Annotated in this window: 17 protein-coding genes, 1 other RNA gene and 2 riboswitches; of the genes, 6 read left to right on the top strand and 12 right to left on the bottom strand. The window is 62.7% G+C overall.

Translation table 11 applies throughout. The features are described 5' to 3' along the window. Positions 1–18 precede the first annotated feature (18 nt). From BKX93_RS00295 to BKX93_RS00280, 4 genes are all read left to right on the top strand, one after another. Positions 19–570, top strand: a complete 552-nt coding sequence (locus BKX93_RS00295) for a GNAT family N-acetyltransferase (RefSeq protein WP_070978106.1) — start codon at positions 19–21, stop codon at positions 568–570. Between the two features lie 183 nt (positions 571–753). Then, complete coding sequence (locus BKX93_RS00290) at positions 754–3297, top strand: DUF3141 domain-containing protein (RefSeq protein WP_280513633.1); 2544 nt, start codon at positions 754–756, stop codon at positions 3295–3297. Positions 3298–3362: 65 nt separating this feature from the next. Then, positions 3363–3448, top strand: a riboswitch (glycine riboswitch). 4 nt (positions 3449–3452) lie between these two features. After that, a riboswitch (glycine riboswitch) is annotated at positions 3453–3550 on the top strand. Between the two features lie 151 nt (positions 3551–3701). After that, complete coding sequence (locus BKX93_RS00285) at positions 3702–4316, top strand: trimeric intracellular cation channel family protein (RefSeq protein WP_021478083.1); 615 nt, start codon at positions 3702–3704, stop codon at positions 4314–4316. A 190-nt stretch (positions 4317–4506) separates the two neighbouring features. Further along, positions 4507–5199 (top strand): TIGR02117 family protein, encoded by a 693-nt coding sequence (locus tag BKX93_RS00280; protein WP_046156389.1) that lies wholly within the window; start codon positions 4507–4509, stop codon positions 5197–5199. A 9-nt stretch (positions 5200–5208) separates the two neighbouring features. Here the strand turns inward: BKX93_RS00280 and BKX93_RS00275 are convergent, their stop codons facing one another. The 4 genes from BKX93_RS00275 to BKX93_RS24300 all read right to left on the bottom strand — a co-directional run bounded on the left by BKX93_RS00275 (position 5209) and on the right by BKX93_RS24300 (position 8611). After that, a complete protein-coding gene (locus BKX93_RS00275; protein ID WP_046167104.1) occupies positions 5209–5784 on the bottom strand; it encodes an SCO family protein in 576 nt (191 codons plus the stop codon). Then, positions 5781–6557, bottom strand: coding sequence for a formylglycine-generating enzyme family protein (locus tag BKX93_RS00270; protein WP_070978104.1), 777 nt, complete (start codon positions 6555–6557; stop codon positions 5781–5783). Before BKX93_RS00270 ends, BKX93_RS00275 begins: the two co-directional genes overlap by 4 nt. Beyond that, positions 6554–7984 carry a copper-containing nitrite reductase gene (gene nirK, locus BKX93_RS00265; RefSeq protein ID WP_244887209.1) on the bottom strand — a complete coding sequence of 477 codons (1431 nt, stop codon included), beginning with the start codon at positions 7982–7984 and terminating at the stop codon, positions 6554–6556. The genes BKX93_RS00270 and nirK overlap by 4 nt, the downstream gene beginning before the upstream one ends. Positions 7985–8341: 357 nt before the next feature. Next, the gene (locus tag BKX93_RS24300) at positions 8342–8611 is read right to left on the bottom strand and encodes a hypothetical protein (RefSeq protein ID WP_145929189.1); all 270 of its coding nucleotides are present in this window, start codon (positions 8609–8611) and stop codon (positions 8342–8344) included. A gap of 309 nt (positions 8612–8920) precedes the next feature. On the opposite strand from BKX93_RS24300, the gene BKX93_RS23285 reads away from it, so the two are divergent. Next, positions 8921–10021, top strand: a complete 1101-nt coding sequence (locus BKX93_RS23285; protein WP_083340368.1) for an acyltransferase family protein — start codon at positions 8921–8923, stop codon at positions 10019–10021. Between the two features lie 451 nt (positions 10022–10472). Here the strand turns inward: BKX93_RS23285 and ssrA are convergent. The 3 genes from ssrA to BKX93_RS00250 form a co-directional block, all read right to left on the bottom strand. Next, positions 10473–10837: a transfer-messenger RNA gene (ssrA, locus tag BKX93_RS00260) on the bottom strand. Between the two features lie 69 nt (positions 10838–10906). Beyond that, positions 10907–11524: a GTP cyclohydrolase II gene (gene ribA, locus BKX93_RS00255; protein ID WP_046156392.1), complete on the bottom strand. Its 618-nt coding sequence runs from the start codon at positions 11522–11524 to the stop codon at positions 10907–10909. A gap of 60 nt (positions 11525–11584) precedes the next feature. Then, on the bottom strand, positions 11585–12307 hold the full coding sequence (locus BKX93_RS00250) for a GAF domain-containing protein (RefSeq protein ID WP_046167107.1): 723 nt from the start codon (positions 12305–12307) through the stop codon (positions 11585–11587). 106 nt (positions 12308–12413) lie between these two features. On the opposite strand from BKX93_RS00250, the gene BKX93_RS00245 reads away from it, so the two are divergent. Then, positions 12414–13487 (top strand): hypothetical protein, encoded by a 1074-nt coding sequence (locus tag BKX93_RS00245; protein WP_046167108.1) that lies wholly within the window; start codon positions 12414–12416, stop codon positions 13485–13487. Between the two features lie 77 nt (positions 13488–13564). On the opposite strand, the gene BKX93_RS00240 is transcribed toward BKX93_RS00245, so the two are convergent. The 5 genes from BKX93_RS00240 to BKX93_RS00220 all read right to left on the bottom strand — a co-directional run bounded on the left by BKX93_RS00240 (position 13565) and on the right by BKX93_RS00220 (position 18980). After that, positions 13565–16186 carry a M9 family metallopeptidase N-terminal domain-containing protein gene (locus tag BKX93_RS00240; RefSeq protein ID WP_070978101.1) on the bottom strand — a complete coding sequence of 874 codons (2622 nt, stop codon included), beginning with the start codon at positions 16184–16186 and terminating at the stop codon, positions 13565–13567. 264 nt (positions 16187–16450) lie between these two features. Next, complete coding sequence (gene hslO, locus BKX93_RS00235; protein WP_186009470.1) at positions 16451–17335, bottom strand: Hsp33 family molecular chaperone HslO; 885 nt, start codon at positions 17333–17335, stop codon at positions 16451–16453. Further along, positions 17332–17922: an Ntn hydrolase family protein gene (locus BKX93_RS00230; protein ID WP_046167110.1), complete on the bottom strand. Its 591-nt coding sequence runs from the start codon at positions 17920–17922 to the stop codon at positions 17332–17334. Before BKX93_RS00230 ends, hslO begins: the two co-directional genes overlap by 4 nt. A 153-nt stretch (positions 17923–18075) precedes the next feature. Then, a complete protein-coding gene (locus tag BKX93_RS00225) occupies positions 18076–18705 on the bottom strand; it encodes a transglycosylase SLT domain-containing protein (RefSeq protein ID WP_070978097.1) in 630 nt (209 codons plus the stop codon). Then, positions 18690–18980: a hypothetical protein gene (locus BKX93_RS00220; RefSeq protein ID WP_046158933.1), complete on the bottom strand. Its 291-nt coding sequence runs from the start codon at positions 18978–18980 to the stop codon at positions 18690–18692. Before BKX93_RS00220 ends, BKX93_RS00225 begins: the two co-directional genes overlap by 16 nt. Between the last annotated feature and the right edge of the window lie 43 nt (positions 18981–19023).

Genomic DNA, 19023 nt, shown 5'->3' with positions numbered 1-19023 from the left:
CACCCGATAGTTGAAGACATGTTCACGCTGCGCCCGCTGGCCGAAACCGACTCCCTGGAACAACTGACCGAGCTGCTGCACCGCGCCTACGCCCAACTGGCCGCGATGGGCCTGCACTACACCGCGGTGGACCAAAGCGTGGCCGTGACCCGCCGTCGCATCGCCAGCGGCCACTGCCTGCTGGCATGGCGCGGGAATGAGCTGGCCGGCACCATCACGGTGCATCATCCGCAACCGGCCTCGCCCTGCCCGCAATTCCGCCAGCCGGACGGAGCGGTGCTGATGCAGTTCGGCGTCGATCCCGCCTGGCAAGGCTGCGGTCTAGGTTCGCAGCTGATGGATGCCGCAGAGGCCTGGGCCCGCAGCCAGTGCTATCTTCGCATCCGCCTGGACACCGCCCAGCCCGCCTCCCATCTGGTGGAACGCTACGGCAAGCGCGGCTACCGCGTCGAGGCGCCGCTGCAATGGCCGGACAAAGCCTACGCCAGCGTGGTGATGGTCAAGGAACTGGAAAAGGAACTGGAAGCGGCCGCCGCGACTCGAACCTCTGTTTGCGCTGCAACAAATTGATGGCTGCGCGCCACATATCGGCGCCAGACCATTCGCATTTATTGCATCGCAGCAGATAACGAGTACAGTGACGGCCATGGCTCGCGATGAGCCGTCGCGTCTTTTCCTACCGTTCAAGAACAAGGGGTTGCAATGTGGTCAACTGCTGCAGTTCAAGGCGGGAAGTTCCCGTTCCCTCAACCGTTGTTTGATTACTGGCTGGACGCCTGCCAGCGCGGAATCCTGTATTGGGACACGCTGTACCGCCGCGGCGAAGCCTACCTGGAGCACTGCGAAAGCGGCAAACCGCCGGTGCTGGTTTTCGACTACCGCATCATCATGGACGCCCGCGAGCTGCCCGATCCGGCCAACTACGCGCTGGCGGCGATCCAGCCGCCGTCTAACTGCCCGCCCACCGATCCCGCCAAACGCCCCTTCGTCGTCATCGACCCCCGCGCCGGCCATGGGCCGGGCATCGGCGGCTTCAAGATGGACAGCGAGATCGGCATCGCGCTGCAACAGGGCCATCCCTGCTATTTCGTGATGTTCTTCCCCCAGCCGGTGCCGGGCCAGACCATAGAAAGCGTGGCCAAGGCCGAAGGACACTTCCTCAAGCGCGTCAACGAGCTGCACCCGGACAGCGACGGCAAGCCCTTCGTGATCGGCAACTGCCAGGGCGGCTGGGCGTTGGCGATGCTGGCGTCGGTGGCGCCGGAGCTGGTCGGCCCCATCCTGCTGGCCGGCTCGCCGCTGTCGTACTGGGCCGGCGTGCGCGGCAAGAATCCGATGCGCTATGCCGGCGGCCTGAACGGCGGCACCTGGACCGCGTCGCTGGCCGGCGATCTGGGCAATGGCCATTTCGACGGCGCCCACCTGGTCGAGAACTTCGAGAAGCTGGATCCGGCCAACACCCTGTGGAAAAAGTCCTACAACCTGTACGCCAAGATCGACACCGAGCCGCAGCGCTATCTGGACTTCGAGCGCTGGTGGGGCGGCCATTACCTGCTGAACAAGGCGGAAATGGAGTGGATCACCCAGAAGCTGTTCGTCGGCAACGAGCTGGTCCACGGCAAGATCACCAGCCATGACGGCAAGGCCCGGGTGGACATGCGCAACATCCGCTCGCCCATCATGGTGTTCTCGTCCTGGGGCGACAACATCACCCCGCCGCAACAGGCGCTGAACTGGATCGCCGATCTCTACGACAACGCCGAGGACATCCGCAACAACGAACAGACCATCGTCTACTGCCTGCACAACAAGGTGGGCCACCTCGGCATCTTCGTGTCCGCCGGCGTCGCCAACAAGGAACACAGCGAATTCGCCAGCGCGCTGGACCTGATCGACGTGCTGGCCCCCGGGCTGTACGAGGCCGTCATCGAGGACATCGCGCCGGACGCGCCGGGCCAGGAGTACATCGAGGGCCGCTACATCATCCGTTTCGAGGCCCGCGACGTATCCGACATCCTGGCGCTGGACGACGGCCGCGACGACGAGCGCGCTTTCGAAGTGGTGAAGCGGGTATCCGAGATCAACCAGGGCCTGTACGACCGCTACGTCTCGCCTACGCTGCGCGCCGCCAGCAACGAGGCTGGCGCCCGCCTGCTGCGCGAGCTGCACCCGGCCCGGCTGGAACGGACGCTGGTCTCGCCGAAAAACCCGTGGCTGTGGTGGCTGCCGGACCTGGCCGACAAGGTGCGCGCGCAGCGCCGGCCGTTAGCGGCCGACAATCCGCTGTGGCTGTGGCAGGAACAGGTGTCCGGCTTCATCGTCCAGTCGCTCGACCATTACCGCGATCTGCGCGACGCCGCGCAGGAGCAGCTGTTCCGCGCGATCTACGAATCGCCGCAGCTGGCCACCCTGGTCGGCGTCGCGCCGGCCGGCGAGCCGCGCAGCCAGGCGCTGACCTGGGAAAGCCGCGAACTGGCCCGCCTGAAGCGCGAAGCGCTGGACCCCAGCTTCGAGCAAGGCACGCTGGCAGACGGCTTCGTGCGGCTGCTGCTCTACGTCAGCATCGGCATAGGCGTGGTGGACGAACGGCCCTTCAACGCCATCCGCCGGGTGATGCGCGACGTGCGCCACGAATACCCGCTGACGCTGATGCAATTGAAGGACATCGTCCGCCACCAGGTGGCGCTGGTGCGGCTGGACGCGCCGCGCGCGCTGCGCGGCCTGCCCCTGCTGCTGCCGGATGCCCGCCGCCGCCATCAAGCCTGGCTGTTGGCCCGCGATCTGCTGGCGCTGAACGGTCCCATCCCGGCCGAGCACCAGGAGCGGCTGGACCTGGCGGCCAAGACGCTGGAACTCGACGCCGCCGCCGCGCTCCGCGCCGCCTCTTCCTCAAAGAGGACTGAAGCGGAGACTGCGGCCGATTCGCCGGTCCTTGCCGAGACCGCCCCCGCCGTTTATCCCTCCGCGGCCAAACCCGTCGCCGGCACAGCCGTTTCTGCGAAGGCAGCGACAAGCAAACCCGCCCCGGCGAAACCCGTGCCAGTTGCCAAGCCATCGGCGAAAACCGTCAAACCGGCAGCAAGCAAACCGGCCACAGCGAAGCCCTCGCCGGCAGCCAAAACGCTTGGAAAAACCGCCAAGCCCGCGGCGCCGAAGCCAACGCCGGACCAAAGCAAGCCGATAGCCAAGCCTGCCGCGCGGACAAGCGCTGCGGGAAAGCCTACTGGCAAGGCCAACGGCCAGGCGCCAGGCGCGTCTCCGGCCGCTTCCGCGCCCGGCAAGCGAGGCAAGGCGTAAGCCATGCGCGGGAACCGGGGCGACTCGGTTCCCGCATTGACTATTGCAATAGCGAAAGCTAATATTCCGGTTCTGCGGGAGAGAGGGGCAATGCCCCCGCCGAAGACGCAAGCTCCCATAATCGCTCAGGCAAACGTACCGCAGCGCAGTATAGATTCAAGCCGATTGGAGAGAGGCCGCCGCGCGCGGCCCACCGAAGGGGCAAGCGGCCAAAGGCCGCGCAACTCTCAGGTAAAAGGACAAGGGGAGAGGCTGTTACCCAACCCGGAAACCGTCCAGGAGTTTGCCTTGTCCGCTCATCCATGCCTCGGCGCGAGCCTTTCGCGCCTCATTTCCGTTTTCCGCCATCCGCGCGCCATCGCTCCGGCTGGCGTTCCATCGTTCCACCCCCATAAGATTTCATCATGCTGACCCTGATCTACCTGATCGCCATCACCGCGGAAGCGATGACCGGCGCGCTGGCGGCCGGCCGCCGCCACATGGACATTTTCGGCGTAGCCGTCATCGCCTTCCTCACCGCGCTGGGCGGCGGCACCGTGCGCGACATCGTGCTGGGCCGCTATCCGATAGGCTGGACCCAGCATCCGGAATACGTGCTGCTGGTGGTGGCCGGCGGCCTGGCCGCGGTCCTGGTCGCCCGCTACATGCGCCATCTGAACCGCCTGTTCCTGATCCTGGACGCGCTGGGCCTGGTGGCGTTCACCATCATAGGCTGCGACGTGGCGCTGGGCATGGGCTACCACCCGGTCATCATCGTGATGGCAGGGATGATCACCGGCATCGCCGGCGGCATCCTGCGCGACGTGCTATGCAACCGCGTGCCCATCGTGTTCCGCCGCGAGCTGTACGCCAGCGTGTCGCTACTGGTGGCCATCCTGTACCTGGGCCTCAACCATCTGGCCATGCCCCACGACTGGAACGTGATCGCCAGCTTCGCCTTCGGCCTGGCGCTGCGCCTGGTCGCGCTGTGGCGCGAATGGCAGCTGCCGGTGTTCGCCTACAGGCACGACCACCACTGATCCCCAAGACAAACACCCCGCCCTGGCGGGGTGTTTCGCATTCCGGGCACCCGCGCCGCGCCGCCGCAAGCTCCAGACCCGGCGTGCCCTGCGCCCCGCGCGCAAATGACAATGGATATTTGACACACGCCAGCCACCCAATGTAAATAATAGGCCCCTGATATCCCGCCGCTGACCAGCCGACATCACCATGCACATTTCCGGTCCCGCCTTTCGCCGCCTTATCCTGCGCCTGCCGCTGGCCATCCCCGCGCTCTTGATCTGCTATCTGCTCGCCGCGCTGGCGCTGGGACTGCTGCCCAGCAACCGCGGCTGGGCTCCGCCCGCGAACGGCATACCCATCTACCTGGACAGCAACGGCGTGCACACCAGCGTGATCATGCCGGTCAAGACCGATGCGCAGGACTGGACCGCCGCCTTTCCTCCGGAACACATCCGCCGCCCAGACCTGTACGCGCGCTCGCCCTACATCTCCATCGGCTGGGGCAGCAAGGTATTCTTCCTGACCATACAAAACTGGGAAGACCTTAGCGCCGGCAAGGCATTGGCCGCGCTGGCGTTCGACCAAAGCGTGCTGCACGTGGAATACCTGCCCCAGCCCAAGGAGGGGAAGGACACCCGGCGCATCCTGATCAGCCCGGAACAATACCGCCGGCTGGCGGACTTCATCCGCCAAAGCGCGCCGCTCGACGCCCACGGCCGGACCTTGCAGGAAACCGGACACCATTACGGCGACAACGACGCCTTCTACGCCGCCCATGGCCGCTACAACCCCATCGTCACCTGCAACCAATGGACGCGCGACGCGCTGGCCGAGGCCGGCGTGCGCACCGCGCTGTGGTCCCCTTTTGTCCAGCCGCTGTTCTGGCAACTGGAAAAGTGATCGCCTCTCTTACTTGAGCAGCGCGCGCAAGGCCTTGACCACCGCCGAATCAGGCTTGGGGCCGATATCCTCGGTGGAAGCGGCGATCCGGCCCTGCCGGTCCGTCACCACGATGCGGGTGGAGTGGTTGATCTCGCCGCTATCCAGCCGCCGATAGCGTATGCCCAGCGCGGCCGCCACGCCGCGGGTGTCTTCGTCGGACTTACCCACCGCCAATAGCCAGTTCCGCGCCGGGATCCCATGCTCGCCGGCGAGGTGCGCCAGGCTTGCCGGCGTGTCGCCCCCCGGATTCAGGCTCACCATCAGCACCGTCGCCCGATCCCGCTCCCGGGCCGGCAGCGCGGCGATGATGGATTTCACGCCCCCCATCACGATCGGACAAGCCAGTTTGCAATCGCCGTAGAACATGGTGATCAGCGCCGGCTTGCCGGACAGATCCGAGAACTGCAGCGCATCGCCGCGCTGCGTGGTCAGCGGCGCGTCCAGCCGGTACAGCGAGTCGCCCGGCAGATCATTCCCCGCCCAGGCCCCGCTCGACGCCAGCGCCAGCAAACATGCGGCCAGGCCGCTTTTCCATCCCCTCATGACTTTTCCTCCGGTTCATCCCTGGCGCAGCGAAAGCCCACCGTGCCCACGGTGTCGGCGGCGTTCAGCGCCGCCAGCATCGCGATGCGCATCAGGATCGCGTAGTTTTCCCGGTCGCCCAGCGACAAGGCCGCCGCGCCGCAGGTGGCCAGTGTGCGCTGCTCCCCCTGGGAGCGGCTGTCGCTGGTGACGAACAGGCCGTTGAAATCCTCCACCCACTCGTAGATGGAGCCATGCAAGTCGCTGACGCCCCAGACATTGGGCTCCCGCCCCACCGGCGCCAGCAGCCGTCCAGTCGGCTGCGCGTACCATTGCAGAATGCGCGCCCGCCACTGCGGATCATCCCGGGCGTCGCGGCGCCCGGCATCGGCCGCCGCCGCCATCTCCCACTCGTGCCACGTCGGCAGCCGCGCGCCTTCGCTGCGGCAATAGGCGCGCGCCGCATGCCAGCTGACACGAGTGACCGGCGCATCCGCCGGCAGATCGCCAAAATCGTCCGCGGCGCGCCAGTCGGCGAGATATCCCGCCCCGGCATACAGGGCGGGAACCACCCCGCGCCGCCACTCAGGATGCACCTGCGCAAAGCGCAGGAACTCGCCGTTGGTGACGGGCCTCGCCCTCAGCCGGTATGGCTTGACCGCTACGGTCGCGCCATCCGGAGACAAGGCGCTGCGAAAAGCCCCGCCGGATACCGCCGCATAGTCGGCTGCCGGCGCCGTCTGGCACGCCAAGAGCCCGCAACACGCCAGCGCGAGCGCCAGGCGCGCGCTCATTGCCGCTGTGCCCGCAGCGTCTTCACCTCGTCCACCGTGACCACGGGCTTGCCATGGTTGAATTGCGCGCTGACATAGTTGAGCACGTCGGCCACCTCCTGGTCCGACAAGTCCAGCGCGGGCATCACGCCGTTGTAATTGACGCCGTTGACGGTGATCGGCCCCGCGCGGCCGCCCAGGATGATTCTGGCCGCCTCCAGCGGACGCTTCTGGATCAGATCGGAATTGGCCAGCGGCGGGAACACGCCATCCAGCCCCTGGGCATTGGCCTGGTGGCAGGCCACGCAGTTCTTGCTGAACACCGCCCGGCCATGGTCGGCCGGCGCGGCCTCGTGCGTTTGCGGCGGCTCGGCGTTGACCGGCGCGTCTTCGCCCGGGGAAGGTTTCGCCAAAACCGGCGACGCCGCGCCCAGCGCGCTGATCACGCCCTTGGAATAGATGTCGGGCCGCTCGGGGCCGCTGACCGTCAACAGGCCGATCGCCCCCTTGTTGAAGGCCCGCGTCAGCGAGTGGTCGACCAGGGTCAGGCTGCCCGGCACCCTCGGCGTGAACTCGACGATGGCCGAGCCGCCGGCGGGAACCATCGTAGTCTGCACATTGCGCTGGAAATGGGCGCTGCCCTCGTTGTACACCTTGTCGAAGATCGCGCCGATGATGTGGAAGCTGGAAGCAAGGTTGGGGCCGCCGACGCCGAAATAGATCCGGACCTTTTCGCCGGCCTTGGCGGTCAGCGCCTTGTTGCCGGCCAGCGCCCGGTCGGCGCCGTTGAACAGCACATAGGTCGGCTTTTCATCTATCGCCTTCTGCATGTCGAAGGGCTGCAGCCCGCCGGCCCGATACCCGGTGCCGGTGTAGAATTCGCCCTGCATCACGTAGTACTCGCGGTCCACCTTGGGCAGCGGTTTTTCCGGCTCCACCAGAATCATGCCGTACATGCCGTTGGCGATGTGCATGCCCACCGGCGCAGTGGCGCAGTGGTAGACATAGAGGCCCGGATTCAGCGCCTTGAAGCTGAACACCGCCTGGTTGCCCGGCGCCACCAGCGTCTGCGGCGCGCCGCCGCCCGGCCCGGTGACCGCGTGCAGGTCGATGTTGTGCGGCAGCTTGTTGCTGGCCAGATTCTTCAGATGCAGCTCCACGGTATCGCCGGTCCTCACCCGTATCATCTTGCCGGGCACCGTGCCGCCGAAGGTCCAGAACATGTAGCGCGAGCCCGGCGCGATCTCGCGCTCCACCTCCTCCACCGTCAAATCCACCACCACCCGGGCCGGCGTCTTGCGCATGATCGGCGGCGGCGTCATGGGCGGCGCCACCAGCGCCTGATGGACGATAGGCAAGGGCCCTGCGCCCGCCGGCGCGGCCAAACAGGACAGCGCCGCCGTCAAAACGCCGGACAAGGGGAATCCGTTCTTCAGCAATCTTTTCACCGCAACACTCCTCGCCTGATATCGGCGAGCCGGAGGCGAATGCAGCAAGGACGCAGCCGCCGGACACGCCAGACTGATACCGTGGGCGCAAGGGCCCGCCTTAAAATGCATAATTAATACATGTTAAAGTCTGCCGGATTGGACTCACCAGGAAAATATCAATGGCATGATTGCTTGATGCAGAACAAGTCGCCGCTAAGCGCCCGTCGCTTTTTAGCGAAAGCCAGGGCTGAACAGACGGTAGACAAAAGTGAACATTCAGATGGATAAAATCAGAACATGCCCAACCGAGCCAAGCCGATGCAACCATGCGCCTCTCGACGAAGCCGTCAAAAATAATCCAATAATATCATTGCGTTACGCCTTTAATTCTGATTGATCGTCAAGGCTAAATTCGACAAAACATGGATTCAAACCGTCCTGGCATTCACCCTGGCTAAAATTGGCCTTGACGTGGCCAAGCTCACTTTCATGCGGGTTCTTCAGCAATCCACTAGCCGTAGAAATACAAAAAGTCCGACAAAAATCGGACCCTATAGAATTAAAATACATGACAAAAGCAAGAAGAGAGAAGGGCGAGTGGCTGAAAAAGGCGCATTTCTCACGCGCCATAGGCCATGGATTCATGCATCTTTCCCAGAGGGGAATATGTACTACCGCCTCAGACTCCTCATCGAAATGACAAATGATCTGCTTCCGTTTAAAATTCGCCTCTTAACTACCGATCATCTTAAAATTGTCCGCGAACAGCCATCATGCAAATGACATAAACACAGCCACCTTGGCCCTAACTCAGCCAACCGCTCCTTCCAGAACCATTTCGTGCCCACTCTCATAATAATTTTATGGATCCCGTCATTTTGACGCCTAGTGTAATTTTAATTGATCCCGTAAAATATTATAAACCCAGCCTGCCAAATACATAACTATTGCCCGATGAATATTGCTAGCCAAACATCCCGTTATATTAACGATCAGACAGCACAGGAGGTCAAGAGCAAAGAGCGCGACTTATTTATTGACTTTACAAAAGGCATTGCCATCTTATTAGTGGTATTAGGGCACACACTCCAGTATCAGGTCCAACCAGCAAACTTTGATGAGCTATTTAGCTTTCGGTTTATTTACTCTTTTCACATGCCATTTTTTGTTTTTTTATCCGGCGCGGCTGCATCGCATTGGATTAAAAAATTTGACATATCAGCCAGCTTACCTGAATTGATTAAGATTACATCTTATCGAATCTATCAATCAGGCATACGGTTGCTATTACCATTTTTCGGATGGGCAATTATCCGTTTCTGGACAGACAGCCCGCAAGAGAGCTTTTTTCACTATATTGCCAAAGTTATTCAGCATGTCGATTACGGCCTGTGGTTTTTGCCATGCATATTTTGGTGTGCAACTTACACCTCCTTGTTTATGTTTTTCATTGCATGTACCAAAAATCTTCTTGAAGCCTCACCGCTACGAAAAATATCAAAATACTTGTCAATCCTTCCTATTCAGATAGCAATACTACTATTTGCATGGATTAAGCTGCGCTCATTTCTACCGCCAAAATTTGGGTTTGAAATGGTAAATTTCTTCCATGGCGGATTATTTTTCTTTTTCCTTCTTGGAGTAGTATTTTTCAAGAAAATTACCCAAGTTCGCAGCGTGGCCATTAGGGCAATGCCATATGTCGTTTTCTTGGCCCTAGTTCCGTTCTGGAACCGGACCATGCCGAACAACCTTATTGCAAGCGCCCCAAGCTTGCTATCTCACGGCTGGCTAGCTAATAAATATGCGCTCATAGTTGCCATATCAGGCACACTTGCCATAACTGACTTTTCAAGGCTAATAAAAGAAAGAAATATTCAATTAATTAGCACCTTCATGTGTACCATAGGAGGAGCCTCGCTCGGAATATATGCAACACATTTCTATTTCATCACCTTCAAACCACCAATGATTTTGGCAGTCGCGACAAGCTACTTACTATACCTTATGATTTCAAATACCCCCATTGCCAGAACGGTCCTATTGGGAAAATAACAATATGATCAGTCAAATTATAAGCAACTTAAGCCTACCAACCAAATGAGCAGGCAATCTATTAGCGGCTCTTCTTCATGGCAAGCTCTTCCAATCAGCGGACCATGATTCCAAAAATTTCTACTTTTCGACAAAATGAAATCATGGGAGAGAATCAACCTCACCGCAGTATAGCTGCCCATTTTTGATTACGCGCAACGCCAAATCGAACTCGCTTGAGAGCAAATTCATGATGCGGGGTCTCGCGACCATCCATCCACCACTTAAAGTGCGCAATTTCAAACAGCAGGAATGAAGTAGCGCCAACAACAAACATGCGGCGAGCAGTGAGACAATGACGAATTGATGAGGCGGAATGGGAAAAGCTGGCCAAACCATGTCAACCAGACTCCAAAAAAAAGCCCTGCTTCCGCAGGGCTTTTTTAAAGCAATTAATTTTGCTAAGAATTGGTGGTGGAGGCGGCGGGAATCGAACCCGCGTCCGAAAGTCCTCTACAGTGAGTTCTACATACTTAGTCGTGTCATTTGGATTTAACCTCCGCCACGCCGACGGACAGGCTGGACTTTGGCGAGTTACCTATTATTTCGCACTGAACCAAGTAACCCGGAACAGCACTAGCAGATGTAGAGTGACACTACAGGGTTTTGACGCCCCCGGCCCATCTGCGAACCGTTGTAGTGTCTAGCCGGCCGTTAGGCTGCTAGAGCGTAAGTTTCGTCGTTTGCGACTAAAAAAATTCAGTGTTTTACGGGGTGACTGAAATCCCGGTATGCCCCCATCTGCTTCGCAACCCCCGTCGAAACCAGGTCGCCCCCAGATAAGAATGTTCATTATATTACAACTATCATCGCTTGGCGAGTCCGGTCATCACTGCCAAGCGCCGCCTACTTGAACAACATATGCCCCAGCTTGGCGGCCTTGGTGTCAAGGTAGCGGTCGTTGTACGGATTGCGGCCCACTTGCAGCGGCACGCGCTCCACCACCTTGATGCCGGCAGTCTCCAGCGTAGCCAGCTTGCGGGGGTTGTTGGTCATCACCTTGACGCTGCCTATGCCCAGATGCTCCAGCATGTGGCGGGCGATGCGAAAATCGCGCATATCGGCCGGGAAGCCCAGCCGCTCGTTGGCCTCCACCGTATCGGCGCCGCCGTCCTGCAGCTTGTAGGCGCGGATCTTGTTGATCAGGCCGATCCCCCGGCCTTCCTGGCGCAGATACAGCAGCGCGCCGCGGCCAGCCTTGCTGATCTCCTCCATCGCGGCCTCCAGCTGGAAGCCGCAATCGCAACGCAAGGAGAACAGCGCGTCGCCGGTCAGGCATTCCGAGTGCAGCCGCGCCAGCACCGGCTGGCCGTCGCCCACCTCGCCCAGCGTCAGCGCCACGTGCTCCTGCCCGCTTTCCTCCTCGAAGCCATGCATTGCGAACTCTCCCCACGGCGTGGGCAGCTTGCAGCTGGCGATGTACTGGATGATGGGTTCGGGAGCGGGTTGCGGGTGCGGCGACATGACTTCTCCAACGCTGAGGAATGCAATGCGAAAAGGCCGCGCGGCGGCCTGTGATGATGCTTAGTTGGGGAGGCTTTCCCCGTTTTCAAGCGGCGGCAGATTGACGAGGATCTGCGGCAGCACGATGGCCAGCGCCGCCAGCCATGCCTGGCGCTCCGGCGTGAAGTGGCCGGCAGTGAACGATTCGGCGTCGATGATGCCCAGCACGTTGTCGTCGCGGCGCAAGACCGGCAGGCAGATCTCGCTTTTCACCTTGGGGTCGCACTCGTAGTAGCCGCCGCCGTCGGCGCGCCACTTTTCCACGTCCTCCACCACCACCGCCCAGCCGGTGAGGCCGACGCGGCTGTTGTTGCTGAACTCGGCGAATTCCTCGGTCAGCGGGAACTCGGCGCGGCTCTCCACGCCCTTGTAGGCCAGCTTGACCAGCACCGCGCTCTTGCCGACACCGAGCTTGCGATAGATGCCCAACCAGTCGGCTCCGATCTTGGCGTTGACCGAGTCCAGCAAGGCGTTCAGGTTGACCAGCGCCGCGGTGGTTTCCACCGATTCGCCGCCCAGCGCCGCGGACAAGTCGTACGGAGTTTCGTCCAGCTCGTCGAACAGCGAGCAACTCCCGCCCTCGCCGAGCTTGGGCACCTTGTAACGGTACACATCGCGCTGCGGAATCGGTTTGTCCACAGCGATGACGGCCTGCAGCGTCATCACCGCGATCTGCACATCGGTCAGGTCCAGATTCAGCGCCTGCTCTCGCAGATAGTCGGTCAGATGGCTTGCGGGTATCATGGGGGGGGAGCTCCTGAGCTGCCGCGCGTCGCGGCGCGCTTGAATTCGAAACGCAACAGGATATCAAACCCGGCCACGCTTCGCCATTTCGCCACTTTATATCGTAATGACCGCCATTCATATCCGCCAAGCCCCGCTCGTGATCAAGGCCGGCGCCCGCGCGCGCCGATTGCTGCAACAGGGACTCCATCCAGCCCAGGTGGGCATCTTGCCCGGCGCGGCTGGCGGCCCCAAGGCCGTGGGTCTCACCGGATTGGACCAGGCGGTGTTCAACTGGCTGGCCGGCGCGCCGCGGCAACGCGAGCTGGTGGGCGCATCGATAGGCGGCTGGCGCTTCGCCTGCGCGATGCAGCCGGACTCCGCCCAGGCGCTGGCGCGGCTGGCCGAGCGCTACACCGAGGAGCATTACCATCCCGGCGTCACCGTCGCTCAGATCACCACGCAGACGCGGCGGATGCTGCATGACATTCTGGGACCGGATGGCTTCGAGCGCATCCTGGCGCACCCCCATCACCGGCTCAGCCTGCTGCTGGTGCAATCGCGCGGGCTGGCCAACCGCGAGGCCAAATCCTCGCTGCTGCCAGGCCTGGCGCTGGCGGCGGCGCTCAACGCCGTCTCCCGCCCACTGATCCGCCACGCATTCAGCCGGGTGATCTGCCACGATCCGCGCAGCGAGCTGCGCTTCCAGCCGGCCGACGCCATTCCCACCCGGCTCTATCCGCTGGCCGCCGGCAATCTGGAACAGGCGCTGATGGGAACGGTGGCGATACCCGGCGTACTGCACGGCGTGCAGTTGCCGGACGCGCCGGCGGCGATCTACCGCGACGGCGGGCTCACCGACTACCACATCGATTTTCCCTTCGCCCACGGCGACGACATCGCGCTGTATCCGCACTTCACCGACCGCATCGTGCCCGGCTGGTTCGACAAGCCGCTGCCCTGGCGCAAGCCCGGCGCCGCCAATCACGCCAATACCGTGCTGCTGGCGCCGTCGCGCGACTACCTGGCCGCCCTCCCCGGCCGCCGCCTGCCGGACCGCAAGGATTTCCGCCGTTACCTGGGACGCGACGAATTGCGCCGCCAGCACTGGCGCGCCGCCACGGCGGAAAGCCAGCGGCTGGGCGACGCTTTTCTCGAGTGGCTGGAAAAGCCCGGCTCCATCGCCGTGCAGCCGCTGTAAACGCCTGCGCCTTGCCGCGGACCAAAGAAAAAGCCGGGCGAGCCCGGCTTTTCTAATGCTCTAAACAGAGGAACCCATCAACCCGCCTGAGCCCAGCACTGCTCTTCAGGCATGTCGCGCGGCGTGGCGTTCAGCTCGACCACCACATCGCGGGATTGCGCTCCCTTGCTGAGGCGAACGGTCATCTTGTCGGCCACGCCCGGCTGATCGAGGTCGCGGCGATACGTGAACGAACCCCAGTCGGACATCGCCGCGCGGCCCAGCTGCGGCGCCTGCACCAGCTGGTAGCGCTCCACGCCGCCCACGCCCTCAAGCTGGCCGCGCAGGCAGCGCGCCGGACCGGCATAGCTCAGCTTGGCCAGGTTCAGCTCGCCGGTTTGCGGCGGTTGCGGCTTGGCGCTGCCGGCCGGGCCCAGCGGACCTTCGCAACGAAGCACGGCGGTCTTGCGCTTGAAGTCGTAGTCGGTGGCCGAGCAGTTGGTCGCCATCAGGTTATTGATGCCGCCGGTCTTCACCAGGCTCTGCAACGCGCCGTCCAACAGTTTGTCCAGCTCCTGGCGCGCGCGGGTGTTGTCGCTGGCGGACAACGGCAGCGTGCCGCTGCATTCGAAGCGGCGCAGCGCGCTGGTTTCGCCGTCGGCCCACACCTGGCAGCCCACCGGCAGCGAGCGGCGCATCGCGGCCTCCACCGCGCCGGCGTCGCCGGCCTGCCACTTGTCCTTGGCCACCCAGTCCACGCCCTCTTCAGTCGAAGTATTGCCCAGCTGGCCCGACTTGGCCGCTTGCACCTGTTGCTCCACGTACTGGCGGAAACCGGACACCAGCGAGGCGTCGCCGCCCATGCTGTTCACCAAGGCGTCGAAGCGCTTGACGTCGTCGGCGCGCAGCGAGGCCAGGATGTCGGCGATCTTGCCCGGCTGCTGCTGGTTCAGGTAGTAGAACCACAGCGCGGAATGGCTGTAGAAGTCCCAGCCGTCGCTATAGCTGGAGCGCATGATGCGGGACGGCTCCAGGAAGCTGTTCGGCCAGCCGCCGGCCACCACGTCCACCACGTGGCCGCGCACCTTGATGCCGTCGCGCGAGGTGCTCCAGGCCATGAATTCGGCGAAGCCCTCGTCATACCACGGCATGCGGCGGTCGTCGCGGTAGAACTCGGACGTGCCCCACATGCCCGGCTGGATGTAGCGGCCGGACAGATAGTGCACATACTCGTGGCGCACCAGTTCTTCCAGGGTCAGATAGCTCTCGCGCGGCACTTCGCGCTGGAAGGTGTAGAAGGTGCCGTCCTTCTCGATGTAGATGCCGCCGTTGTCGGTGGACAGCTCATTGAGCAGGCCCTGGAAACGCTGGTAGGCGGTCTTGGTGCCGTAGATCACCATCTTCAGCTTTTCGTTGGGATCGTTCGCCACCGCCTCCTTGGTGCCGGCCACGCGGAACAGCTGGGTCTGCACCTGCTTCATCGCATAGTACAGCGGCTCCACTTCGGCCAGGCTCAGCGGGGTTTCGAACACCAGCTTGCCGTTGTCGAAGCTCCAGCGGTTGGGGAACAGGCTGGCGCGCAGCTCCTGCTCGGCCTGGCAGATGCCGTAGCGCTCGCACGGCACCTTGCCCAGCTTCTTCAGCGCGTACACGGCCTCGGCCCAGGCGGCGCCGAACTTCTCGCCCTTCAGATGCAGGGCGACGGCGGATTCAGCTTGCGGCGCGGTGCGCGGGTATTGCATGAAGCGGCCGGTTTCACGCAGGGTGTTGAGGAACATCTGCTCGTCGGCGAAAGCCGGCTGGCCGGCGCGGGTCAGCCCTGCCAGGCTGGCCACCAGTCCGTCGAGCTGGCCCTTTTCCACCTTTAGGGCGAACTCGGGCTGGTAATGCATATTGAACAGCAGCGTCTGCATCGGATGCAGCGCGAAGCGCGCCCAATTGTCCTTGGCGGCGGCGTTGTAGCGCCCGAAGAAGCGGTTCAGCAGCGGCAGCGCGTACTCGGCCTTGCGCACCGAGTCCGCCAGGATCAAGGTTTCCGCCACGCTCTGCCTAGCGTCGCGCTCGCGGAACCAGGCGTCGCGGTCGCCGCGGCTGTCGATGGCCTTGACGTTCCACAGCGCCGGATTGGCGGCCATCGCCTCCACCACCTGCATCACCGGCTGATCCACCGCCGGACCGTAATCGCCCACTTCCTTGGCGTGGCTGTACTGCAGGAAGTAGCCCGCCTTCAGGAACACCGCCAGCGGCCACAGGCCGTTGGCGTTCTGCCCGTCCCAGGCGGTCGCGCGCTGGCGCGCTTCGGCCGCCACCAGCTGCATATTGGCCGGCGACACCACGCGGTAGCTGAAGTTGTCCGCCTGGAACAGGCGGTTCATGCAAGTGCCGTCCACGCTGGCCACGTAGCGCACCAGCGCCTGGCCGGACAGCTGGCCGAGCTTGGCCTCGTCGCAGTCGGCATAGGCCGGCGCGGCCGCATCCGCCCGGGCCGCCTTGCGCGCGATCTGGCCTTGCTGGCCCTGCGGCTTGGCCGGCGGCTGCGCGCCGCCGTTATCCGGCGCCGCCGGCGGCAGGCCGTGCGGGTAATCCGGTTTTTCCGACAGCGCCGGAGAGTGGGAGGAGTAGCGCGCGCTGGGCTGATTGGCCTGAGGCGCGGGTTGCTGCGAGCCGGCTTGCTCGCCGCCTGTCGTCGTCAGGCAAGCGGACAAGGCCAGCGGCACCATCACGGAAAGTCCCCACGCCCGATACCGACGCGGTAGTGTTGTTGTATTCATTCAGTCATCCAATGGCTTGTTCAAATGACGCCAGGCTAATCAGCCAAGCATCTCGAAGCATAATGGATATCACTGATATTGAATATTGTGTTTAAGGCCAGATCGTGATCTTAAACAACAAAACAGGCCAGTTAATTTTCACGCCCGATTTCGGCTTAATAAAATACAAAAAAAAGCCGCTCAGGCGGCTTTTTTGAACGAAAGTTGCGGGTATCAATGACGCGCTTCGCGCGCCGCCGCCGCCACGTCGTAGTCGAACAACTGGTTGGCGTCTTCCTCGTCGAACACATAACGCTGGTTGCAGTAGTCGCAGACGATTTCCACGCTGCCCTGCTCCAGCAGCACATCGCCCACTTCCTGGCCGCCCAGCATGGTCAGCATATTGCTGACGCGCTCGCGCGAGCAGTTGCAGTTGAAGCTGACGGTTTCCTGCTCGAACACCCGCACCTGCTCCTCATGGAACAGACGATGCAGAATGTCCTCGGCGCCCAACTCCAGCAGCTCTTCCGCCTTCAGCGTGCGGCCCAGCATCTGGACGCGGTCCCAGCCTTCGGCCTCGCCATGGCCTTCCGGCAGACGCTGCAGCAGCATGCCGGCGGCGGCATTGTCGCCGCTGGCCAGGATCAGCGCGGTATCCAACTGCTCGGAGCGCAGCATGTAGTTTTCCAGCATCCGGGCGACGGAATCGCCCTCCAGCGCCACGATGCCTTGCCAGGTCTGGTTCTTGTCCAGGCGCGGCTCCAGCGTCAGCACGAACTTGCCGCCCTGGCCAAGCAGCTCGGCCAGCGGTTTGTCGCCCAACTCGCCGTCCCACTTGGCGGTAGCCCGCACGGTGCGGTCGTTGTTACACTCGACCACCGCCAGCTTCAGCGCGCCGGTGCCGTGGATCTGCAGAATCAGCGAACCGTCGAACTTCAAGTTGGCCGCCATCAGCACCGAGGCCGCCATCATCTCGCCCAGCACCGTTTTCAACGCTTGCGGATAGGCGCGCCGCGCCAGCACCTGCTGCCAGGCGCCATCTAGGCGCACCAGCGCGCCGCGCACCGGCGCGCCATCGAACAGGAATCGTTGCAGTTTGTCGTGGTGGTTCATATTCATGCTTCCTTGGCCGCCGCGGCGGCCGCTTCAACGGTATAGACAGACATCGGCAGCGAAGAACTGACGTCGAATTCGCAGCCGGCGCGCACGCCGATCTCGGCGATCTCCCGGGCTGACAGATCCTGGTCGTAGACCGCATGCATCGCGCCCATCGCGAACTTGCGGCCCGAGCCTATCGCCCAGATGCGGGAGAATTCGTAGATCTCGCGCATCGGATACACGCCGAAAATGCCGTGGGCGTTGGCGATCACCACCATCATCTGGCTGGACTCGTACGGATCTTCCTCATCCTCCTCCGGACGCATGTAGAACGCGTCCTTAAGCTTCGGGTGAAGCTTGCGGAAGGTGTCGAAGATGCCCTGGCGGCTGCTCAGATCCTTTTTCTTCAGCTCTTTCAACGCGCCCTGCAGCACCAGGTCGTGCGCGGCGGAGCCGGACACGGCCAGATAGCTGTCGCCGTGGCGGAAAATCTTGTTGTGGAAACAGTCGTACGGCGCGAGAAGCTTCTGATCGTCGCCGAAAGTGGTCTGGCTGTCGGCGGCGATGGCGATCTGGTCGCCCTTGCGCACGGCCACGATGGTTGTCATGCGGCTACCTTGTCATATTCTTCAAAACAGTCCTTCAAGATGGGACCGAAGCCGGCATTTTGCAATCCCGGCGCAAAGCGAAACCGGTGATTCTACCATAAGCGTCCAGCAAGCCGACGCGCGAAAGGCGGCGCCCCAAGAGCGCCGCCCGGCTCAACGCGATCCGGCCGCCTCGCCGAAATAGGACCGATACTTGACCCTTCTGACCACCATCACGTTGCGGACATGGGTGTTGGTGATGTCGGCGAAGGACTGCCCGTAACCGGCCTGCCTGTGCCTGGACTGGCCGCTGGCCTTGTCCAGCCCGCCGAACCAGCGCGCCGGATCGCAACCCGCCATATTGGCGCACAAACGGCGCCGCTGCAGCACCGAGCCGAAGCCGGAATTGTAGGCAGCGTCCATCATCGCCAGCCGGTCTTCGCCCTCCGACCAGCGTATCAGCCGATAGTTGTCGCGATTTTTCAGCACCATCGCCGTCAGCTGGTAGTGAGGATCGAAAGCGTTCCGCCAGCCCCAGCCCCGCAGCTCCGGGTGGCGCGCCGCCATCTCCCTGATCGCGTCGAAACGGACGCCGCCATCCGCCCGATACGCCTTGGTGAACTGGCCAAGCCCGGCGCCGTACTCGCGGGAAGTCTTCAGCACCGCCCGTTCGCGCCATCCGCTCTCCTGCTCCACCTGGGCCGCCAGCACGGAACGCGACGGCATGTCCGGCCAATGCTGCGTAGCGGCGGCATTCAACAGCGGCAGCAAGGCCAGCGCGCCGACGCTCAGCCCCGCAGCCACAGCACGCCCGCCAACAACACGGCGGCCATGAACAACCTGTCGGCCAGCACCACCAGCGACGCCCCCACCGGCGAAGCCAGCGCCAGATCGGCCGCCTGGCTGACGTCGGAATGGAACAGCACTTTGCGCAGCAGCAACGCCACGCCCACCAGTACCGGCAAGGCTAGGCCCAGTTGCAGCCAGGTGACGGCGACGACGCGGTCTATCCAGCACAAACCCGCCAAAGCGGGCAGAATCAGCACATACAAGCGGTAATCGCGCAACTTGCCAAACATGATGATCAGTCCTCCTGTCATGAATACAGGACCAGCTTACCGA

The organism is Chromobacterium vaccinii (assembly GCF_001855275.1).
Lineage (GTDB): Bacteria > Pseudomonadota > Gammaproteobacteria > Burkholderiales > Chromobacteriaceae > Chromobacterium > Chromobacterium vaccinii.
The sequence above is the reverse complement of the archived record's forward strand: the minus strand, read 5'-3'. Positions and strand labels throughout refer to the sequence as shown.

What these genes read in the sequence shown, in the direction of transcription:
- BKX93_RS00275 (WP_046167104.1), bottom strand. Translation starts at nt 5,784, where the DNA reads ATGAGGGGATGGAAAAGCGGCCTGGCCGCATGTTTGCTGGCGCTGGCG.
- BKX93_RS00220 (WP_046158933.1), bottom strand. Translation starts at nt 18,980, where the DNA reads ATGTTTGGCAAGTTGCGCGATTACCGCTTGTATGTGCTGATTCTGCCC.
- BKX93_RS24300 (WP_145929189.1), bottom strand. Translation starts at nt 8,611, where the DNA reads ATGAATCCATGGCCTATGGCGCGTGAGAAATGCGCCTTTTTCAGCCAC.
- BKX93_RS23285 (WP_083340368.1), top strand. Translation starts at nt 8,921, where the DNA reads ATGAATATTGCTAGCCAAACATCCCGTTATATTAACGATCAGACAGCA.
- BKX93_RS00245 (WP_046167108.1), top strand. Translation starts at nt 12,414, where the DNA reads ATGACCGCCATTCATATCCGCCAAGCCCCGCTCGTGATCAAGGCCGGC.
- BKX93_RS00240 (WP_070978101.1), bottom strand. Translation starts at nt 16,186, where the DNA reads ATGGTGCCGCTGGCCTTGTCCGCTTGCCTGACGACGACAGGCGGCGAG.
- BKX93_RS00270 (WP_070978104.1), bottom strand. Translation starts at nt 6,557, where the DNA reads ATGAGCGCGCGCCTGGCGCTCGCGCTGGCGTGTTGCGGGCTCTTGGCG.
- hslO (WP_186009470.1), bottom strand. Translation starts at nt 17,335, where the DNA reads ATGAATATGAACCACCACGACAAACTGCAACGATTCCTGTTCGATGGC.
- BKX93_RS00250 (WP_046167107.1), bottom strand. Translation starts at nt 12,307, where the DNA reads ATGATACCCGCAAGCCATCTGACCGACTATCTGCGAGAGCAGGCGCTG.
- BKX93_RS00230 (WP_046167110.1), bottom strand. Translation starts at nt 17,922, where the DNA reads ATGACAACCATCGTGGCCGTGCGCAAGGGCGACCAGATCGCCATCGCC.
- ribA (WP_046156392.1), bottom strand. Translation starts at nt 11,524, where the DNA reads ATGTCGCCGCACCCGCAACCCGCTCCCGAACCCATCATCCAGTACATC.
- BKX93_RS00295 (WP_070978106.1), top strand. Translation starts at nt 19, where the DNA reads ATGTTCACGCTGCGCCCGCTGGCCGAAACCGACTCCCTGGAACAACTG.
- BKX93_RS00285 (WP_021478083.1), top strand. Translation starts at nt 3,702, where the DNA reads ATGCTGACCCTGATCTACCTGATCGCCATCACCGCGGAAGCGATGACC.
- BKX93_RS00280 (WP_046156389.1), top strand. Translation starts at nt 4,507, where the DNA reads ATGCACATTTCCGGTCCCGCCTTTCGCCGCCTTATCCTGCGCCTGCCG.